At 61.7% G+C, this 16,047-nt stretch carries 20 protein-coding genes and 1 tRNA gene; 3 read left to right on the top strand and 18 right to left on the bottom strand.

The features are described 5' to 3' along the window. Positions 1-18 precede the first annotated feature (18 nt). On the bottom strand, positions 19-270 hold the full coding sequence (locus NED97_RS11845; protein WP_252487246.1) for a HalOD1 output domain-containing protein: 252 nt from the start codon (positions 268-270) through the stop codon (positions 19-21). A gap of 78 nt (positions 271-348) precedes the next feature. Further along, positions 349-837: an Lrp/AsnC family transcriptional regulator gene (locus NED97_RS11840; protein ID WP_252487245.1), complete on the bottom strand. Its 489-nt coding sequence runs from the start codon at positions 835-837 to the stop codon at positions 349-351. 441 nt (positions 838-1,278) lie between these two features. Between NED97_RS11840 and NED97_RS11835 the strand changes: the two genes are divergently transcribed. Then, positions 1,279-1,938 carry a helix-turn-helix domain-containing protein gene (locus NED97_RS11835; RefSeq protein WP_252487244.1) on the top strand — a complete coding sequence of 220 codons (660 nt, stop codon included), beginning with the start codon at positions 1,279-1,281 and terminating at the stop codon, positions 1,936-1,938. 67 nt (positions 1,939-2,005) lie between these two features. Further along, positions 2,006-2,365: a DUF7344 domain-containing protein gene (locus NED97_RS11830; protein ID WP_252487243.1), complete on the top strand. Its 360-nt coding sequence runs from the start codon at positions 2,006-2,008 to the stop codon at positions 2,363-2,365. 750 nt (positions 2,366-3,115) lie between these two features. On the opposite strand, the gene idsA3 is transcribed toward NED97_RS11830, so the two are convergent. Further along, complete coding sequence (idsA3, locus tag NED97_RS11825) at positions 3,116-4,165, bottom strand: geranylfarnesyl diphosphate synthase (protein ID WP_252487242.1); 1,050 nt, start codon at positions 4,163-4,165, stop codon at positions 3,116-3,118. Between the two features lies 1 nt (position 4,166). Beyond that, positions 4,167-5,519 (bottom strand): ribonuclease J, encoded by a 1,353-nt coding sequence (locus tag NED97_RS11820; protein WP_252487241.1) that lies wholly within the window; start codon positions 5,517-5,519, stop codon positions 4,167-4,169. A gap of 384 nt (positions 5,520-5,903) precedes the next feature. Between NED97_RS11820 and NED97_RS11815 the strand changes: the two genes are divergently transcribed. Then, positions 5,904-8,222 (top strand): amino acid permease, encoded by a 2,319-nt coding sequence (locus NED97_RS11815; RefSeq protein ID WP_252487240.1) that lies wholly within the window; start codon positions 5,904-5,906, stop codon positions 8,220-8,222. 598 nt (positions 8,223-8,820) lie between these two features. Here NED97_RS11815 and NED97_RS11810 read toward each other — a convergent pair. The 14 genes from NED97_RS11810 to NED97_RS11755 form a co-directional block, all read right to left on the bottom strand. Beyond that, on the bottom strand, positions 8,821-9,573 hold the full coding sequence (locus tag NED97_RS11810; protein ID WP_252487239.1) for an isopentenyl phosphate kinase: 753 nt from the start codon (positions 9,571-9,573) through the stop codon (positions 8,821-8,823). Further along, positions 9,570-10,556 carry a mevalonate kinase gene (gene mvk / locus NED97_RS11805; protein ID WP_252487238.1) on the bottom strand — a complete coding sequence of 329 codons (987 nt, stop codon included), beginning with the start codon at positions 10,554-10,556 and terminating at the stop codon, positions 9,570-9,572. The genes NED97_RS11810 and mvk overlap by 4 nt, the downstream gene beginning before the upstream one ends. Positions 10,557-10,630: 74 nt before the next feature. Continuing rightward, on the bottom strand, positions 10,631-10,732 hold the full coding sequence (locus NED97_RS23350) for an HPr family phosphocarrier protein (RefSeq protein WP_382206724.1): 102 nt from the start codon (positions 10,730-10,732) through the stop codon (positions 10,631-10,633). A gap of 52 nt (positions 10,733-10,784) precedes the next feature. Beyond that, positions 10,785-10,913 (bottom strand): hypothetical protein, encoded by a 129-nt coding sequence (locus tag NED97_RS23125; RefSeq protein ID WP_256493262.1) that lies wholly within the window; start codon positions 10,911-10,913, stop codon positions 10,785-10,787. A gap of 115 nt (positions 10,914-11,028) precedes the next feature. Further along, the gene (gene rpsB, locus NED97_RS11800) at positions 11,029-11,817 is read right to left on the bottom strand and encodes a 30S ribosomal protein S2 (protein ID WP_252487237.1); all 789 of its coding nucleotides are present in this window, start codon (positions 11,815-11,817) and stop codon (positions 11,029-11,031) included. Continuing rightward, positions 11,814-13,025, bottom strand: a complete 1,212-nt coding sequence (gene eno, locus NED97_RS11795) for a phosphopyruvate hydratase (RefSeq protein WP_252487236.1) — start codon at positions 13,023-13,025, stop codon at positions 11,814-11,816. The genes rpsB and eno overlap by 4 nt, the downstream gene beginning before the upstream one ends. Further along, the gene (locus NED97_RS11790; RefSeq protein ID WP_252487235.1) at positions 13,025-13,204 is read right to left on the bottom strand and encodes a DNA-directed RNA polymerase subunit K; all 180 of its coding nucleotides are present in this window, start codon (positions 13,202-13,204) and stop codon (positions 13,025-13,027) included. Before NED97_RS11790 ends, eno begins: the two co-directional genes overlap by 1 nt. Before the next feature lie 5 nt (positions 13,205-13,209). Continuing rightward, entirely contained in the window at positions 13,210-13,404 is a 195-nt protein-coding gene (locus tag NED97_RS11785; RefSeq protein WP_252487234.1) for a DNA-directed RNA polymerase subunit N, read from the bottom strand. Between the two features lie 12 nt (positions 13,405-13,416). Further along, positions 13,417-13,815 carry a 30S ribosomal protein S9 gene (locus NED97_RS11780; protein WP_148860382.1) on the bottom strand — a complete coding sequence of 133 codons (399 nt, stop codon included), beginning with the start codon at positions 13,813-13,815 and terminating at the stop codon, positions 13,417-13,419. Next, entirely contained in the window at positions 13,809-14,255 is a 447-nt protein-coding gene (locus NED97_RS11775) for a 50S ribosomal protein L13 (protein WP_252487233.1), read from the bottom strand. The genes NED97_RS11780 and NED97_RS11775 overlap by 7 nt, the downstream gene beginning before the upstream one ends. Further along, a complete protein-coding gene (locus NED97_RS11770) occupies positions 14,252-14,605 on the bottom strand; it encodes a 50S ribosomal protein L18e (RefSeq protein ID WP_252487232.1) in 354 nt (117 codons plus the stop codon). The genes NED97_RS11775 and NED97_RS11770 overlap by 4 nt, the downstream gene beginning before the upstream one ends. A gap of 78 nt (positions 14,606-14,683) precedes the next feature. Continuing rightward, positions 14,684-14,768: transfer RNA gene (locus tag NED97_RS11765), tRNA-Leu, on the bottom strand. Positions 14,769-14,904: 136 nt separating this feature from the next. Further along, positions 14,905-15,654, bottom strand: a complete 750-nt coding sequence (locus NED97_RS11760) for a DNA-directed RNA polymerase subunit D (protein WP_252487231.1) — start codon at positions 15,652-15,654, stop codon at positions 14,905-14,907. Positions 15,655-15,657: 3 nt separating this feature from the next. Further along, the gene (locus tag NED97_RS11755) at positions 15,658-16,047 is read right to left on the bottom strand and encodes a 30S ribosomal protein S11 (protein WP_148860386.1); all 390 of its coding nucleotides are present in this window, start codon (positions 16,045-16,047) and stop codon (positions 15,658-15,660) included.

The raw sequence follows: 16,047 nt of genomic DNA, 5'->3' as shown, positions 1-16,047 counted from the left end.
ACCACTTGATAATCGTAATTATATACTCTCCTTCATGACCGAAATATAGCCATCGGAGAAAACAGTAACCTCACAACTGTTGTAGTTAAAAACAACTTTTGCAAGTGTCCGGTTATTGGTAAGGAGGTTCTCCAAGGTCTCAAGGTCTATGACCTCATACAAGGGGGGTGTGAGTTCGATAGGCTCGGTTTCTTCCGCTTCAGCAATTGCTTCAACCACTTTTTGACTGACACGACTCTCCTCTGCTACTTCGGCCTGTATCTTGTTCATGAAGCCCTTAGTCCGTCACTCCTTTTAAACATGTCGTATAATAAACAATATCCGGTGATACTTAAATGGGTCTGGAAATCAGCCAGTGTTATCCTCATTTGCGAATTTTTGGCCAAAGTGGTTGTAGGGTTGGGCTCGTTCCTGCTTCATTATCTCCATTCGTTCTATATGAACGCCATGTGAATCCAGTTCCGCAAGGCTCTCTTCTATGTCCTCTTGGGAGGCACCAACTAATTCTAACGACAAATTCTCGTTATTTGTCAATAATTCACGTACGCTCACAACACCGGATATTTCCATAATTTCATCTGATAGTTCCTCTCTTTCCGTTAGAGGAACTGTCGCAGTTACAAGGAGATGATGGCCTAACCCAGCTTCCGGGTAGTCAACGATTGTGTGGAAGCCCTTGATGATACCTTGTTCTTCGAGCCCGTCGATTCGATTGGCGACCGTACTGGAGGAGACACCAACTTTCTCGCCAATATCGGCGACCGTTCGTTTTCGGGCGTCCTGCTGGAGGAGGTAGATAATCCCTTTGTCTACATTATCGAGCTCGTCGGAGACCATATGTACCGTTACAGGACGAACCCAAAAGACGTTTTTTTCAGGCGGTCAACATACGCTGACTACGCCTGAATATTGTACTTTAGGTTCTGTACGCCTCGGTGAAAGTATATAATATTTGATTTGATCCTGACGATCAGTTCGCATCTGTATGTATCGGCTGATTCAGCCCAGTGATGGTGAAATAAACAAACTGGCCCTGTTGCATATATCCTCTGAGCCGGTCACGGCGTTTCTGACAGTACCCGAATAGTTCATTGAGTGAATGCTGAACTCAGGGCGCGAATGCCGCACGAGGTCTGGCTCGATTTGCGAAAGTAGTGATCGCTCAGGACAGGGCAAAGACATACCGAGTCGGTGCCGAACACGAAACGCGAATCTGTTCGTGACTCCGTTCCATAGTCCGTGGTGGATATTTACGCTCAGGGAACCACGGATTGGACGATGGCTACAGAGGCTTCCTTTACGGTACCGTCCGAGGAGTTCCCGCTGGGGACGGTGTTCGAGCAACTGCCAGATGTGTCGGTCGAATTGGAGCGAATTATCCCCGCCCGAGACGTGGTAATCCCCTACTTCTGGGTTCGGGGAACCACAGTTGAAAATGTGGAAGGGGCGTTCTCGGAGCATCCGGGCGTGAAGGAAATCCAGTTCATTGACTCCGTCGAAGACGAGAATCTGTTGCGCGTCGAGTGGGCGTTGGATTACGACGACGTGTTAACCACGCTGACGGAGACGAAGGTCGCGCTCATCGAAGCCGTCGGAACGAACACGCAGTGGACGTTCGATATTCGTGGTGACACTCGTGGCGATATTGCTGATTTTCAATCCCGTTGTCGGGAGTTGGACATCCCGATCACACTTACGGAGCTGCACGCGCTTACGCCTGTCGAGACGGCTACCGAGGCGGCCCTAACCGACACCCAACAAGAAGCGCTGGTGCTCGCCTACGAGCACGGTTACTTCGAATCCCCGCGCGAGGCAACGATGGAAGAAATCGGCGACGATCTCGGCATCACACAGCAGGCCGTCGCATCCAGACTTCGGCGCGGAATCAAGCACATCCTCGGGAACACGCTATCCGACATATCGGCTCGCTCTCAATAGAGGGTTTAAAAACATATTGGATACTAAAAAGTGACCGTAATTCGCACAGGTCTTCTAAAATGGTATAATGAGCGAGAGTCCCATCACATTCGACACGGTGCTCGACCTGTGTGAAGATAAGCACTGTCGCATCGTCCTCGCAGTACTCGCAGAAGAACAGCGTTCGTTGACGGTGAATGACCTCAGGAGGACGATTCTCACCTATAATCATCATACGCCAGTTACCGAAGTTTCTGAAGAGGTGCTGACGAAAATTCAGCACTCGCTATACAAAACGCACATTCCGAAGTTAGAATCGGCAGGGGTTGTTGACTACGATTCGGAACGTCAACTCGTGGAACCAACGGAACAGTTCGACCAGCTACAGCCTCATCTGTCTGAGATCCTCGGTATCGATCCGGATCTCGACGAACCGATTGAGTTGTGAGTTCGTGTAGGCAACTTTTTGTTTACGATATGGCGCTTGGATTACTTCATACGGATGTGGCCGTCACAGAAAGGCTCACACACCCCGACGCTTTCTTGCGGTCGATATCAGCGTAATCGGCTTCTTTAAATCACGGGTGAAACCGCTAATCACCCGACTGAGGACAGGACAGGTCTATTGTTAACACACCCGTGACAAACGTTCTGTGACGGCCTGTCATACGGATTGCTGTAACTGTTTACCGGAGCAATCGCAGGGCGGTCGCAGTTGCTCCGGAAATGACTTACAGCGGTCCGTATCAGTGGTGTCTGAGTGGAGATGCGGTCAATAAGCAGGTCTACTGAGCAGGCGGTTCATCGGTTTCGGCGTGGAACAAACGAAGCCGCCGTGCTAAATTCATGCTCTCTATTCTGCTCTGTAGGATCGGCACACGGTGCTGGATTTTATGCTCAGTTGGCATTACGGAATCATCACGTCATCCCCAGCTGATTCGCTCGCGCAGTGGCAGACGACGGCTTGCGTCCTTCGTTAGTCTCCTTTCGAGGCACTCACGATGCTCGAGCCTCGCTGTCGCTCACTGTCGTCCAGCGCGCGTCACCGCGACGTGGCCCGGTCAGTCGGAGACGGATTCGCGGTCGTCTCGTGTAGGTGGTGATCGAAAGACCCGTAGACGAAAGCAGGGACGTCCGGAACGCAGTCGCACCGCTCGGGGCTCGGTTCGAGACCGAAAAATCGACGACTGCAGCGCCGTCAGTAGCCGCGCTCGATCAGGTAGTTCGCGATGTCACACAGCAACTCGCGAGACTCGTTGTCCGGCAGCACCTCGAGTCGGCCCTTCCCTCGATCGACGAGTTCGCGAGCCGTCTCGTTCGCGTAGGAGATCGAGCCGACCGCCTCGAGTTCGGCGACGGCGGCGTCGATCTCGCTCTCGGTTACCGCGTCGACGTCCTCCGTGTCGACTAACCCCTCGATATCGACGCCGTTCTCGCGGGCGTGGACGGTAATTAGGGTCTGTTTGTGCTCGACGAGGTCGCTACCGCGCTGTTTCCCGAGTTTCTCGCTCGGAACGGTCAGATCGAGAACGTCGTCCTGGATCTGGAACGCACAGCCGATGTCGAGCCCGTAGCCGTAGAGGGCGTCGATCGTCTCCTCGTCGGCGCCCTGCAAGATGGCCGGTAGACACGCCGATGCCGCGTAGAGGACGGCCGTCTTCTGCTCGATCATCTCGAGGTACTCGTCGGTCGTCACGTCGCCGCGGTTCTCGAAGGCGACGTCGAGCGACTGTCCCTCGCAAATCTTCGTACACGTCGTCGCGAGGATTCCGAGCGCCTCGACCGCCCGGTCGGGGTCGGCGCCCGTCTCGAGCATGATCTCGAACGCCTTCGAGTAAAGCGTGTCGCCGGCCAGGATGGCCGTCTCGAGATCGTACTCCTTGTGGACGGCCGGGACGCCCCGACGGAGGTCGTCGTCGTCCATGATGTCGTCGTGGATCAGGGTAAACGACTGGATGACCTCGACGCTGACGGCTGCGGCCATCGCGTCGATCGTACTCCCGTCGAGCGCGGGAAACTCTCGATACTCCGTCGAGAGGGGTTCGACGTCGGCGAGCGCCTCCGCGGTCGTCAACAGGACGGTCGGGCGAAGGCGCTTGCCGCCCGCGTCGAGCAGGTACCGAGACGCCTCGTAAAGCCGTTCGGGTCGCTGGATCGGGAGTTCGTCCGGAATGGCCTCGTTGACCAGTTCCCGGCGCTTCCCGACGGCCTCGAGCACTGCTTCTTCGCGTGCCTCGGGGCTCGTCATATCAGTCGACAAGCTGGATGAGGTTGCCGTTGCGCGTCACGTGCAGGTCCCGACCCATCTTGTATCCCTCGCTCTCACAGAGATCGACGTAGCTGGAGAACCCCTTCAGGTCCTGGTGTGCGGGAATGATATTCTGGGGTTGGAGCGCGTCGAGCATCTCGTAGTGGCCTTCCTGGTTCAGGTGGCCGGAGACGTGGATGTCGTCGTAGATGCGGGCGCCCTGCATGCCGAGGAGCTTCTCGGCCTGGTAGCGCTGCCCCTCGTTGGTCGGCTCCGGAATCACTCGCGCGGAGAAGACGACTTTGTCGCCGTCCTCCAGTTCGTACGGGGTTTCCCCGCGGGCCATTCGCGTGAGCATTGCGCGCGGTTCGCCCTGGTGACCAGTCACGACGGGCAGGAAGTTCTCCTTGCCCTCGTTCATGATCCGCTTGAACGTGCGGTCGACGGACTTGCGGTGGCCGAACATCCCCAGGTCGGTGGGGAAGTCGACGAAGTCGAGGCGTTCGGCGGTGCCGGAGTACTTCTCCATCGAGCGCCCCAGCAGGACCGGCTGTCGACCGATATCGTCGGCGAACTCGACGAGACTCTTCACGCGGGCGATGTGGGAGGAGAAGGTGGTGGCGACGATGCCGCCGTCGTAGTCCTCCATGCTGTAGAGGACGTCGCGGAGGTGTTCGCGGGCGACGTTCTCGCTGGGCGTCCGGCCCTTCTTGCTCGCGTTCGTACAGTCCTCGATGTAACAGAGGACGCCGTTGCCTTCGCGACCGATCTCGCGGAAGCGCTCCATGTCGATCGGATCGCCGATGACCGGCGTGTGGTCCATGCGCTTGTCCAGCCCGTAGACGACCGCGCCCTCGGGCGTGTGAAGCACCGGGTTGATCGCGTCGATGATCGAGTGCGTGACGTTGACGAACTCGAGGTCGACCTCGCCGGAGTCGCCGATCGACATCGTCTCGCCGGCCTCCATCTTGATCAGGTCGTTCTCGACGCCGAACTTCTGTTCGCCCTCGATCTGTTGCTTGACGAGTTCGATCGTGAACGGCGTCGCGACGACCGGCGCGTTGTACCGGTGGGCCAGTTTCGAGATGGCGCCGATGTGGTCGAGGTGGCCGTGCGTCGGGACGATGGCCTTCACGTCGCCCTCCAGGTCGCTCATTACCCGGTCGTCGGGAATCGCACCCATGTCGATCAGATCGAGACTGTGCATCCGCTCGGTTTCGACGTTGTCGTGGATGAGAACCTGCGAGAGGTTCAGCCCCATGTCGAAGATAACGACGTCGTCACCGGCGCGAACGGCAGTCATCTGCCGTCCGACTTCCTCGTAACCGCCAATCGTTGCAATTTCAATTTCCATGGTTGCTAGCACTGAAAGCCGCGTTGTGGACTCTCACTGAAACGGTCCGCGGACTCCCGGTTATGCGGCCCCGGCGTCTTACAGCGCGTCGGCCATCCCGCTATGCGCTCACGGCGGAGTATCCCGCCGAGTGGCTCACAGCAAGGCTGTGAACCGCGAACGCACTTGCCCGCGGGTTCGTTGATCCACCCTACACGCTCAGGTGTTAAAAACGCAGTGGGTTGATTTCCCCGCTCACACCGCGGAAGATCGGCTCGACTGGAAAACAACATATGTTCCGGGCGAGTAGAGATTATCTCCTTGTTTTTAATTTAGCCGGGATAAAAATCACACTCGGTTCCGGAACGGCAAGGCTTCTTACTCTTCACCGGAAACGGCCAGCTAATGGCGAAAGATCTCGAGCGCGACCTTGGGTTGTTTGCCGTGATTGCGATCAGTATGGGTGCGATGATCGGCAGCGGCATCTTCATTCTGCCGGGAATCGCGATGGCCGAGGCGGGTCCCGCGGTCATCCTCGCGTTCGTCATCGCGGCGATCCTGGTCGTTCCCGCCGCGCTCAGCATCGCCGAACTGGGGACGGCGATGCCGGAAGCCGGCGGCGACTACGTGTTTATCGAACGGGGGCTCGGGCCGTCGTTCGGGACGATCGCCGGCCTCGGAACCTGGCTCATGCTCATGCTGAAGGGATCGCTGGCGCTGTACGGCGGGATGTTCTACATCAACTTCATCTACGAACTCCCGACCTGGAGCCTCGCGCTTCCCGGACTCGGGATGGCGCTCCCGATCCCCGGCGTTCGAGCGCTGGGAATCACCTTCGCGCTCGTGCTCATCGCCGTCAACCTGATCGGGGTCAAACAGACCGGCGGGCTCCAGTTGATCATGGTCATCATCATGCTCGTAATCCTCTCGGGGTTCGTCGTCGCCTCGATCGTTCAGGTCGAGGGCGCGAACTTCGACGGGTTCTTCGACGAGGGACTGGACGGCATTCTCACCGCAACCGCGCTCGTGTTAGTCTCCTACGCCGGAGTCACAAAGGTCGCCGCTGTCGCCGAGGAGATCGAGAATCCCGGACGAAATCTCCCTCTCGGGCTCCTGCTTTCGCTGATCGTGACGGCGTTTCTCTATGCCCTGCTCGTATTCGTGCTCGTCGGCGTGATGGAAGGCGGCGAACTGGCCGACTCGAACGAGCCGATGGCGGAGGCGACGGACCTGCTCTTCGGCGGACTGTCGGTCTCCGTTCCGGTGTTCGGCAGTGGATTTCCGGTCGGCTTCCTGGCGGTCGCCACGATCATCCTCGCGGCCCTGCTGGCGCTGGTCAGTACCGCTAACGCGGGGATCCTGACTGCATCTCGATACCCGCTCGCGCTCAGCCGCGACAACCTCTTCTTGAGCAGGTTCGAGTACATTCATCCACGATTCAACACGCCGTTCGCCGCGATCCTCACCACCGGTGCGATCATCATCTTCATCGTCGCGACCCAGGACGTCGACGAGATCGCCAAGATGGCCGGCGCCTTCCAGATCCTCGTCTACATCCTCGTCTGCGGTGCCCTGATCGCCTTCCGTGAACGCGACCTCGAGTGGTACAATCCCGACTTCCTCACTCCGGGCTATCCCTGGGTGCAGCTGTTCGGGATCGTCTCGGGGATCTTCATCATCGCGCAGATGGATCCCCAGGAGATCGTCGGCTCGATCGGGATGGTGATCCTCGGGTACCTCTGGTTCAAGTGGTACGCCGAGGAGAAGGTCGAGCGCGAGGGCGTCGCGAAGGGGCTCGCCCGTCGCGAGGCCGGCCGACAGTTCGTCCGCGATACGGAGGAGCAACTCGAGCAGGAGGATCGCTACGAGGTTCTCATCCCGATCCGCCGGGACGTCACCCGCGAGCAGGAGGACGCCCTGATCCAGATGGCCGCGCCGCTCGTTCGCCGCAGGGGTGGCCGCATCCGGGTCGTCCGGTTCGACGAAGTCCCCGACCAGATACCCCTCGACACAGCCGCCGAGGAGCTCTCCGAGGCCGAAGTCGAGTTCGAGGAGCGAACGGACGAACTCGTCCGCTATCTCGAGGTCCCCGTCGAAGTCGGCGAGATCGTCAGCCACGATACGCGCCACGCGGTCGTCAACTTCACCGAACGCACCGGTGCGGACCTCGTGCTGGCTCGCCGGCAGGCGACGAGCCGGCTGGGTACCCTGTTCGGTCGGGACGCCGACTGGATCCTGGAGCACGCCCCCTGTGACGTCGTCTTCGTCCAGCACGAACAGCGCGTCGGCGTCGACGAGATCGCCGTCGTCACCGATCGCAGTCCGTTCAACGATCCACTCAAGGTCGAGCTCGCGGACGCGATGGCCGACACCCTCGGCGCCTCGGTTCGGTTCCTCTTTGCCGTCTCCGAGAACGCGCCCGATGAACTGCTCGAGACGATCGAGGAGTACCACGACGAACTCGACGAACTCTGTATCGTCCCCGTTGAGTCGACCATCGTCCGCACGGACGACGAGATCGCCGGGCTCTCGCGGGAGCTCGGGTCGGCCGACCTGGTCATGCTGAGCACGGTCACGCACCGTCGGCTCCCCGATTTGCTCATCGAACAGCGCTCGGACAGACTCGCCGCGGCCATCGAACAGCCCGTCTTACTGGTCCACTCCAAGGAGACGCGCCGAGGGTCGTTCCTGCGACCGATCCTCGACCGCATCCTGTTCGACTGACGGACTCAGCGTCGCGCGGCTCACCGCGTCGCTCGCGTTCGTTCCTCGAGCCGTCCCGATCCTGACACGACGCGGGATCGACGTCCCTCGAGCGTCCTCTCGGTCGAACGTGCGGCTTCGTCGCAGTTCTCGGTAGAAGATCGACAGTGGTCCTCGCTGTTCGGCGTAGCACGACCACGTTACGGCTCCCAGTACGGTCAATCGCTTCACTGAGACGTCTCCGGACTCACCTCGTCCAGAACGTCCGTATCAGTACGGACGATGCGAAGATCACCCTCTTCACACGTGCACTGTCCGGTCCCAATTGGCCGGATATCTCCTTCGGAACCGATGTGCGCTGCGTGGATCGTTTCACAGTTCTCGCAGATCGCTGCTGCTCGCTCGCTCTCGGTTTCATCCGTCATTACGACTCAATTGTTGTGAGTATCTGGGTTAATTACTCACCCTGATCGAGTATAATCGCCGATCAGTTCGCCGCCGTACGGAACCGCTGCTCGGACGACGTCTCTCCAAAGAGGAGTTCAACGGAACCAGTAGTACGAATATCGCCCGGCTCAGCCGTCCGAATGCGAAATATTCGCTGACGAAGGATTTTCGGCTACTCGATCGTCGTCCCCGGTTCCGTCCCCTCGAGGAACCCTTCTAGCTCCTCGAGTCCGAAGATCGACGCGTCGGCCTCGAGCGCGAGCAGCGCCCGCACCTTCGCGGCCATCCCGCCGGTGACGTCGGTCGCCTCGCTCTCGCCGAGCACGCTCTCGACGTCCGCGTAGGAGCCGATGCGGTCGATGACCGCGTCGTCTGCGTCGAGCACGCCGGGGACGGTCGAGCAGAGCCCGACGCGGTCGGCCTCGAGCGCCTGCGCCAGTTCGACGACGAGTTCGTCGCCGCTGACGATGGTCGCACCCCGGCCCGCGTGTCCGATCACGTCGCCGTGGAGGACGGGGACGAACCCCTCTTCGAGCAGCGTCGTGATCTGTTCCGTCGGGAACTGCAGGCTCCCGTCGGCGTCGCGATAACCCGCGGAGAACGGGTGGACCGGTACCGCCGACACCTCGCGCTCGAGCAGCCGCGAGAGCACGAACGCGCTCAACGTCTTCATCGCGCCGTGAATATCGTGGATCGCAGCCGTGTCGTGAGTTCCCGCCGTCGTGCTGACGCCGTGCTCGCTCGCGTTGTGGTGGCCGAAGCTGCCGCCACCGTGGACGACGACGAGTCCCTCCGCGAGCGAGTCCGTCGGTGCCTCGAGCGCGGCGGCGACGGCGTCGGCCGCCCGGCCGAGAGACTCGCCGTCGAGCGTCTCCGCGCGTTCCTTGTCCGTGATGACGCTGCCGCCGAGTTTCAGGACGATCATTCGAGCCGCCTCACCCCGTCGTCGGCGAGCTCCGCCCGGAAGGTCTCCTCGCAGCCGGGCGTGTACGAGAGCGCCGTCTCGGTCTCGTCGGTGGGATCGAGCGCGACGATACAGCCGCCCCCGCCGGCACCGGTCAGTTTCGAACCGTAGGCGCCGGCGTCTCGCGCCGCCCAGACCATCGAGTCGAGCGAGCGCGAAGAGACGCCGAGGGCCGACAGCAGTCCGTGATTGAAGTTCATCAGTCGGCCCAGTTCCTCAAGATCGCCCGCCTCGAGCGCATCCTCGCCGTTCCTGACGACGTCGCCGATCGCCTCGACGGTGTCGCTCGCGAACGGATACTCCTCACGGAGGCGCCGGACGCCGGAGACCAGTTCGCCCGTGTCGCCGGCGCCGCCGTCGAAGCCGATCACCAGCGGGAGGTCGGGCGCCTCGATCGGGCCGCAGTCGTCGCCCTCGACCCTGACCGCGCCGCCGGTCGCCGAACAGAACGTGTCCGCGCGGGAGGCCTGGCCGTCCTGGACCTCGTACTCCGTCCGGAAGGCGCGCTTCGCAATCTCGGTCGGCTCAAGGGTGACGCCGAGTTCGCGGGTCGCGGCGTCGATGGCGGCGACGACCACGGCCGCGGAGGAGCCGAGACCGGCACCCAGCGGGATGTCGCTCTCGATCGTTACGTCGAAGCCGGCGTCTTCGGTGCCGGTCACGTCGCGAACCTGCTCGATCGCGCCGTCGACGTAGCCCATCGCCGCCGAGACGAGGGATTCGGAGACGTCGACGTCCGGTTGCTGGTTCGTGCTCCCGCCGTACTCGACCGTGAACCCGTCCAGACTGAGATCCTCGGCGTGGACGCGGAGTTTCCCGTCGTCCCGTCGTCGTACGCCGACGCGGGCCCGCCGTTCGATCGCACACGGCACCGCGGGCTCGCCGTAGACAACCGCGTGCTCCCCGAAGAGATACACCTTCCCGGGAGCGCTCGAGCGTGTCATAACCGACCGTTCGAACGATCGGGAGTAAAACCTGTCTGTGTCGGTCCACCGACTCCGGAACCGCGGCTCCCGGTTCAGTCCTCGGAGAACGCGTCCTCGATCGAATCCAGTGTCGCGTCGGCCTCCGGCCCCGTCGCGGAGATCCGGACGCGATCGCCCCCCGGCACTCGAGTCACGTCCACGTCGATCGAACCGGTCGGACCGATCGGATCCGATTCCGGACGGGTGTCAGAAGACGAGAAAGGAAACCAGACGGTAGACGATTCCGAGCGCGAAGATCGCTATCAACCCGGCCGTCGACAGCAGGACGGGCAGCGGCATCTTTTCCTCTTCGAACTCGAATACTCGGTCGAGCATACTGTTCGATTCGTCGTCGTCGACCTAATTCTGTCGCTCCGTCGGAACCCGCGAGCGCGCCCGCTCGACTGCGGGTGACGCTACAAGAGAAAACAGCGGTAATCGAAAACGCCGGTTAGACCATGCTCTCGAAGTCCTCGAGCGAGTAGGACGGCTCGGCGCCGCGGCGGTCGAGGACTTCGTTGGCGAGCAGCCAGTAGACGACCGAAAGGGCCTTGCGACCCTTGTTGTTCGTCGGGACGACCAGGTCGACGTTGCTGACCTGGTTGTTCGAGTCACACATCGCGATAACCGGGATGCCGACCGTGATGGCCTCCTTGACGGCCTGTGCGTCGCCGATCGGGTCGGTGACGACGAGGACGTCGGGTTCGATATAGCCGTCGTACTTGGGGTTGGTCAGCGTTCCGGGGATGAAGCGGCCGGTGCGGGCGCGAGCGCCCACGGCCTCGGCGAACTTCTTGGCCGGGAACCGACCGTACTGGCGGCTCGAGGTGACCAGGATCTGCTCCGGGTCGTAGTTCGCGAGGAAGTCTGCGGCCGTCCGGATGCGGTTGTCCGTCTTCGAGACGTCGAGGACGTACAGCCCGTCGGTCCGGACGCGGTGAATGAACCGCTCCATATCCTTGGTCTTCTGCTGGGTACCGATGTGGACACCGGCGCCGAGGTAATCCTCGACGGGGATCAGCAGGTCCGCTTCCTCGTCGGACATTACGTCGTCGTCGAGGGACGGCCCCTCGTCTTCTGCTTCGGCCTCGGCCTCGAGTTCGGCCTCGGCGTCCTGTTCCTCCGCAGGCTCGACGTCTTCGTCGGGTTCGGCGGCGGGGCCGGGCCCTTCGGCCGGCTCCTCGTCGATTTCCTCGTCAGCGGCGTCGAGCCCTTCCTGGGTTGCGTCGTTGTCTGTCATGTCGCGTCGTCTGCGATTCTGATGAGCTCGTTGAGCTTGGCGGTTCGCTCGCCGCCGACGGCACCCGTCTTGATGAAGGGTGCGTCGGTCGCGACGGCGAGGTGTGCGATCGTCGTGTCCTCGGTCTCACCCGAGCGGTGGGAGATGACCGATTCGTAGCCGTTCTTGGTCGCGAGTTCGATCGCGTCGAAGGCGTCGGTCAGCGTCCCGATCTGGTTCGGCTTGATCAGGATGCTGTTTGCCGCACCGCGGCCGATGCCCTCGGTCAGACGGTCGGTGTTGGTGACGAACAGGTCGTCGCCACAGACGAGCGTCTGATCGCCGACCTCGTCTGTGAGATCGGCGAACGCGTCGTAGTCGTTCTCGTCGAGCGGATCCTCGACGTAGACCAGATCGTACTCGTCGACCAGTTCGGCGATGTACTCGATCTGCTCGTCGGTGTCGCGGCTGATGCCGGCGGATTCGTACTCGTAGGTTTCCGAGTCCTCGTCGTACATCTCTGCGGCCGCGACATCGAGACCGAAGCCGATCGAGAAGCCGACCTCGTCTTCGACCTGCGAGACGGCCTCGTCGACGATCTCGAAGGCCTCGTCGTCGTCGACCGACGGCGCCCACGCGCCCTCGTCACCCTTTCCGGAGGGGAGGTCGCGCTCCTCGAGTAAGTCCGCTACGGCGCCGTGGACGGCGGCGTTGGCGAAGACGGCGTCCTCGACGCTCGGTGCGCCGACGGGTGCGGAGAGGAACTCCTGGATATCCGTCGCGTCGGCGGCGTGTTCGCCGCCACCGACGACGTTACCGAGTGGTGTCGGGAAATTCTCGCCCCGGAACGCGCCCCCGAGATGCTGGAACAGCGGCGCGCCGAGTACGTCGGCACCCGCTTTTGCAGCGGCCATCGAGATCGCGACCGCGCTGTTGGCACCGATCTCCGAGAAGTCGTCGGTGCCGTCCGCGGCGCGCAGGATCGAGTCGATTTCACGCTGGTTTCCGGCGTAGGCCTCGCCGACGAGGCGCGGAACGGCGTGTTCGCGGGCCGCAGCGATCGCCTCGTCCGCGGGGAGTTCGATGGCTTCGAACTCGCCCGTACTCGCCCCGCTCGGCGCGGCTGCGCGTCCGAACCCGCCGCTTTCGGTCACGACGTCCGCCTCGACCGTCGGATTTCCGCGAGAGTCGAGGATTCGTCGGAGCCGGATGTCTGTAATGAGCGTCATTAGTTGCTTCCTCGTTTGACGGTGAACGGCAACACACCGGCGTCGTACTCCTCAGCGGCGATCAGGATCGGCTCGGTCTGATCAGTCTCGATCAGTACCGGCGCCCCGTAGGAGACTTGCAACGCTCGCGCGCCGAGGATGCGTGCTTTCTCGTATCGGTTGTGGCGTTCCTGTTGCATGGACATCACTGGTAGGGGGAGACCACGTCGACGAGGTCCCTGTGACTGACGAGCATGCGTCGACAGCAGTAGCGGTCGACGCCGAGTTCGTCGAGCACTTCTTCCGGATCCTCGTCGCCCTCGTTGGATCGTTCGTCGAACTCCTCCCAGTGTTCGCCGACGACGTTGCCACACGTGAAACACCGGACCGGTACCATCATGATTGAATCACCTTAGCGGTAGGACTTCTGGTAGCGCGCCCGAGCGCCCGGGCCGCCCCACTTCTTCGGTTCGGACTGGCGAACGTCGTTGACCAGCAGCGAGCGGTCGAACTCCATGTAGGCGTCGCGGAGTTCGGCGTCGTTCGTGTGCTGGACGATTCCGCGCGCGATGGCGGTGCGGACGGCGTCCGACTGGCCGCTGATGCCGCCACCCTCGACGCGAACGTCGATATCCATCTCGCTGCGGAGTTCGTCGCCAGCGATGCGGAACGGTTCGAGCATCTTGAGACGCGACATCTCGGGCTCGACAAGTTCGACCGGCTTCGAGTTGATTCGGACGCGGCCCTCACCTTCGCTAACGGTCGCGCGGGCGACGGCGGTCTTTTTCTTGCCACTCGTGTTCGTTACCATGTGACGTTAGCACCTAACTGTTCGCTGACCTCGTGCAGGTGCACGAAGCGAATGTTCGAGAGTCGATCCAGCGACGTGTCCTCGAGGACTTCGGTCTCGCGGTCGTCGTCCTCGTAGGGGTTGCCGACGTATACGCGGACGTTATCGAGCGCGTCGCGACCACGCTGTTTCTTGTACGGCAGCATCCCGCGAACGGATCGCTTGAAGATCGTATCCGGTCGGCGGGGGTAGTACGGCCCGCTGTCGGAGCCGAGCTGCAGTCGCTTCTGGTAGGTTCCGAAGATGTCCTCCTTGTCGCCGGTGATCACTGCGTCTTCGGCGTTGACGATTGCGACACGCTCGCCGTCGAGGGCGCGCTGTGCGGCCTGACTGGCGACGCGGCCGAGAATACAGTCACGGGCGTCGACGACGACGTCCGCGTCGAATTCTGCGATACTCATCGAATCACCCGTACGTCGGATCCTTCCGGGTTCTCTTCGAGCACTTGCTCGAGCGGTACTGTGTCACCAACCTGGTCGATCTTCGTCTCTGCGGACGACGAGAAGTTGACGGCGGCGACGGTGACATTCTTCTGTAGTGCGCCGGATCCCAGCACCTTGCCGGGAACGACGACGGTCTCTTCTTCACGTGCGTATCGCTCGATGCGGCCCAGGTTCACCTCAGCGTGGGTTCGACGGGGCTTCTCGAGTCGATCCGCAACGTCTCGCCAGACGTCGGCGTCCGTCTCGCGGGACGTCGACTTCAGCTCGGCGATGAGATCGTTGAGCCTCGGGTTCGTTTTGCTACTCATTGATTTCCTCCAAGTACTGCAAACTCGGCGACACGTGGAACCGTCTCGCCGATCGTTGAATCGGTCTGATAGAAGTGATGCAGGGAGCAGGATTTGAACCTGCGGACTCCTACGAGACAGCGCCCTGAACGCTGCGCCGTTGGCCTGACTTGGCTATCCCTGCTCGCACTTCTGTCTACCCGTCGCCCCTTCAAACCCCTTTCGATTCCGACTGCCGAAGCCTCGCCAGTCTCGTTGCACACGGCGCTGGCGAAGGCGGCTTCGGCGATATGGGATTGGGGGCGTCGGTTCATGTTAGTTTATAGCTGTACTGCTTCTTCGAGCTCGGTCGCACGCGCCTCGATCGTGTCCGCGGCTCGCGTGACCAGTTCCTCGATCGTGAACGATCCGTCCGTCTCCACGTGGAAGACGAAGGCGTTCGGGACGTCCTCGGTCCGGACTTCCTTGCCCGGATATCGCTTCGAGAGGTCGTGGTCGAACTCGGACGTCGACACGAGTTCGCCGTCCTCTTCGATCACGCCGCGGACGATCTGGGACTCCTGCTCTTCGAACTCCGGCAGGTCGTCGACGACCTCCACGCGCTGGAGGTGTCGGTAGCCGACCGCAACGCCGCCCTGATGTTTCGCGTGATTCTTCCCGCGCTCGATCACGGCGTCCGCCTCGGCCTCGAGACGCTGTCCGTCCTTGAGTTCGATGATCGGGACGTTCTCGTCCGCAGGCTGGACGAGGTCGTCGTTCGAGACGAGATCGCCGGAGTATGCGGTGGCCGGTCCTTCGACGTCGATTGAGAGTGTGACGGTATCGTCCTCGACGAACTCGCCTTCGGGAGGCGTCGTCAGCGGGACGAGCCCGAACCGGAGTGCGATCTGCTCGTCGAACATGACCGACGAGTTCTCGATGAACCGGACGGTGTCGATCGCCATTGTCGGCACGTCGGCGACCATTGCGCGACGGATGCCGTTGGCGAACGCGGGCGTCACCCCACGGACGAGGAACCGCGCCTCGCGATCCTCGCGTTCGACGAACTCGACGTCGTACTCTTCACTCATGGGTTAGTAGCCGCCCTTCCCTTTCGGCGCGCGCGATCCGTCGTGCGGGATCGGCGTGACGTCTTCGATGCGACCGATCTCGATGCCCGAGCGGGCGAGCGCGCGGATCGTCGCCTGTGCGCCGGGTCCGGGGGACTTCTGCAGGTTGCCGCCGGGGCCACGCACGCGAACGTGCAGACCCGTGATGCCGGCAGCCTTGACCTCCTCGGCGACGGACTCGGCCATCTGCATGGCCGCGTACGGCGACGCCTCGTCGCGGTTCTGCTTGACCGCCGTGCCACCGCTGGACTTGGCGATCGTCTCCGCGCCCGTGAGGTCGGTCACGGTCATGACCGTGTTGTTGAACGATGCGTGCACGTGGGCGACTCCCCACTTATCGTCGTCCTGACTCAT

The organism is Natronococcus sp. CG52 (genome assembly GCF_023913515.1).
GTDB lineage: Archaea > Halobacteriota > Halobacteria > Halobacteriales > Natrialbaceae > Natronococcus > Natronococcus zhouii.
The sequence above is the reverse complement of the archived record's forward strand: the minus strand, read 5'-3'. Positions and strand labels throughout refer to the sequence as shown.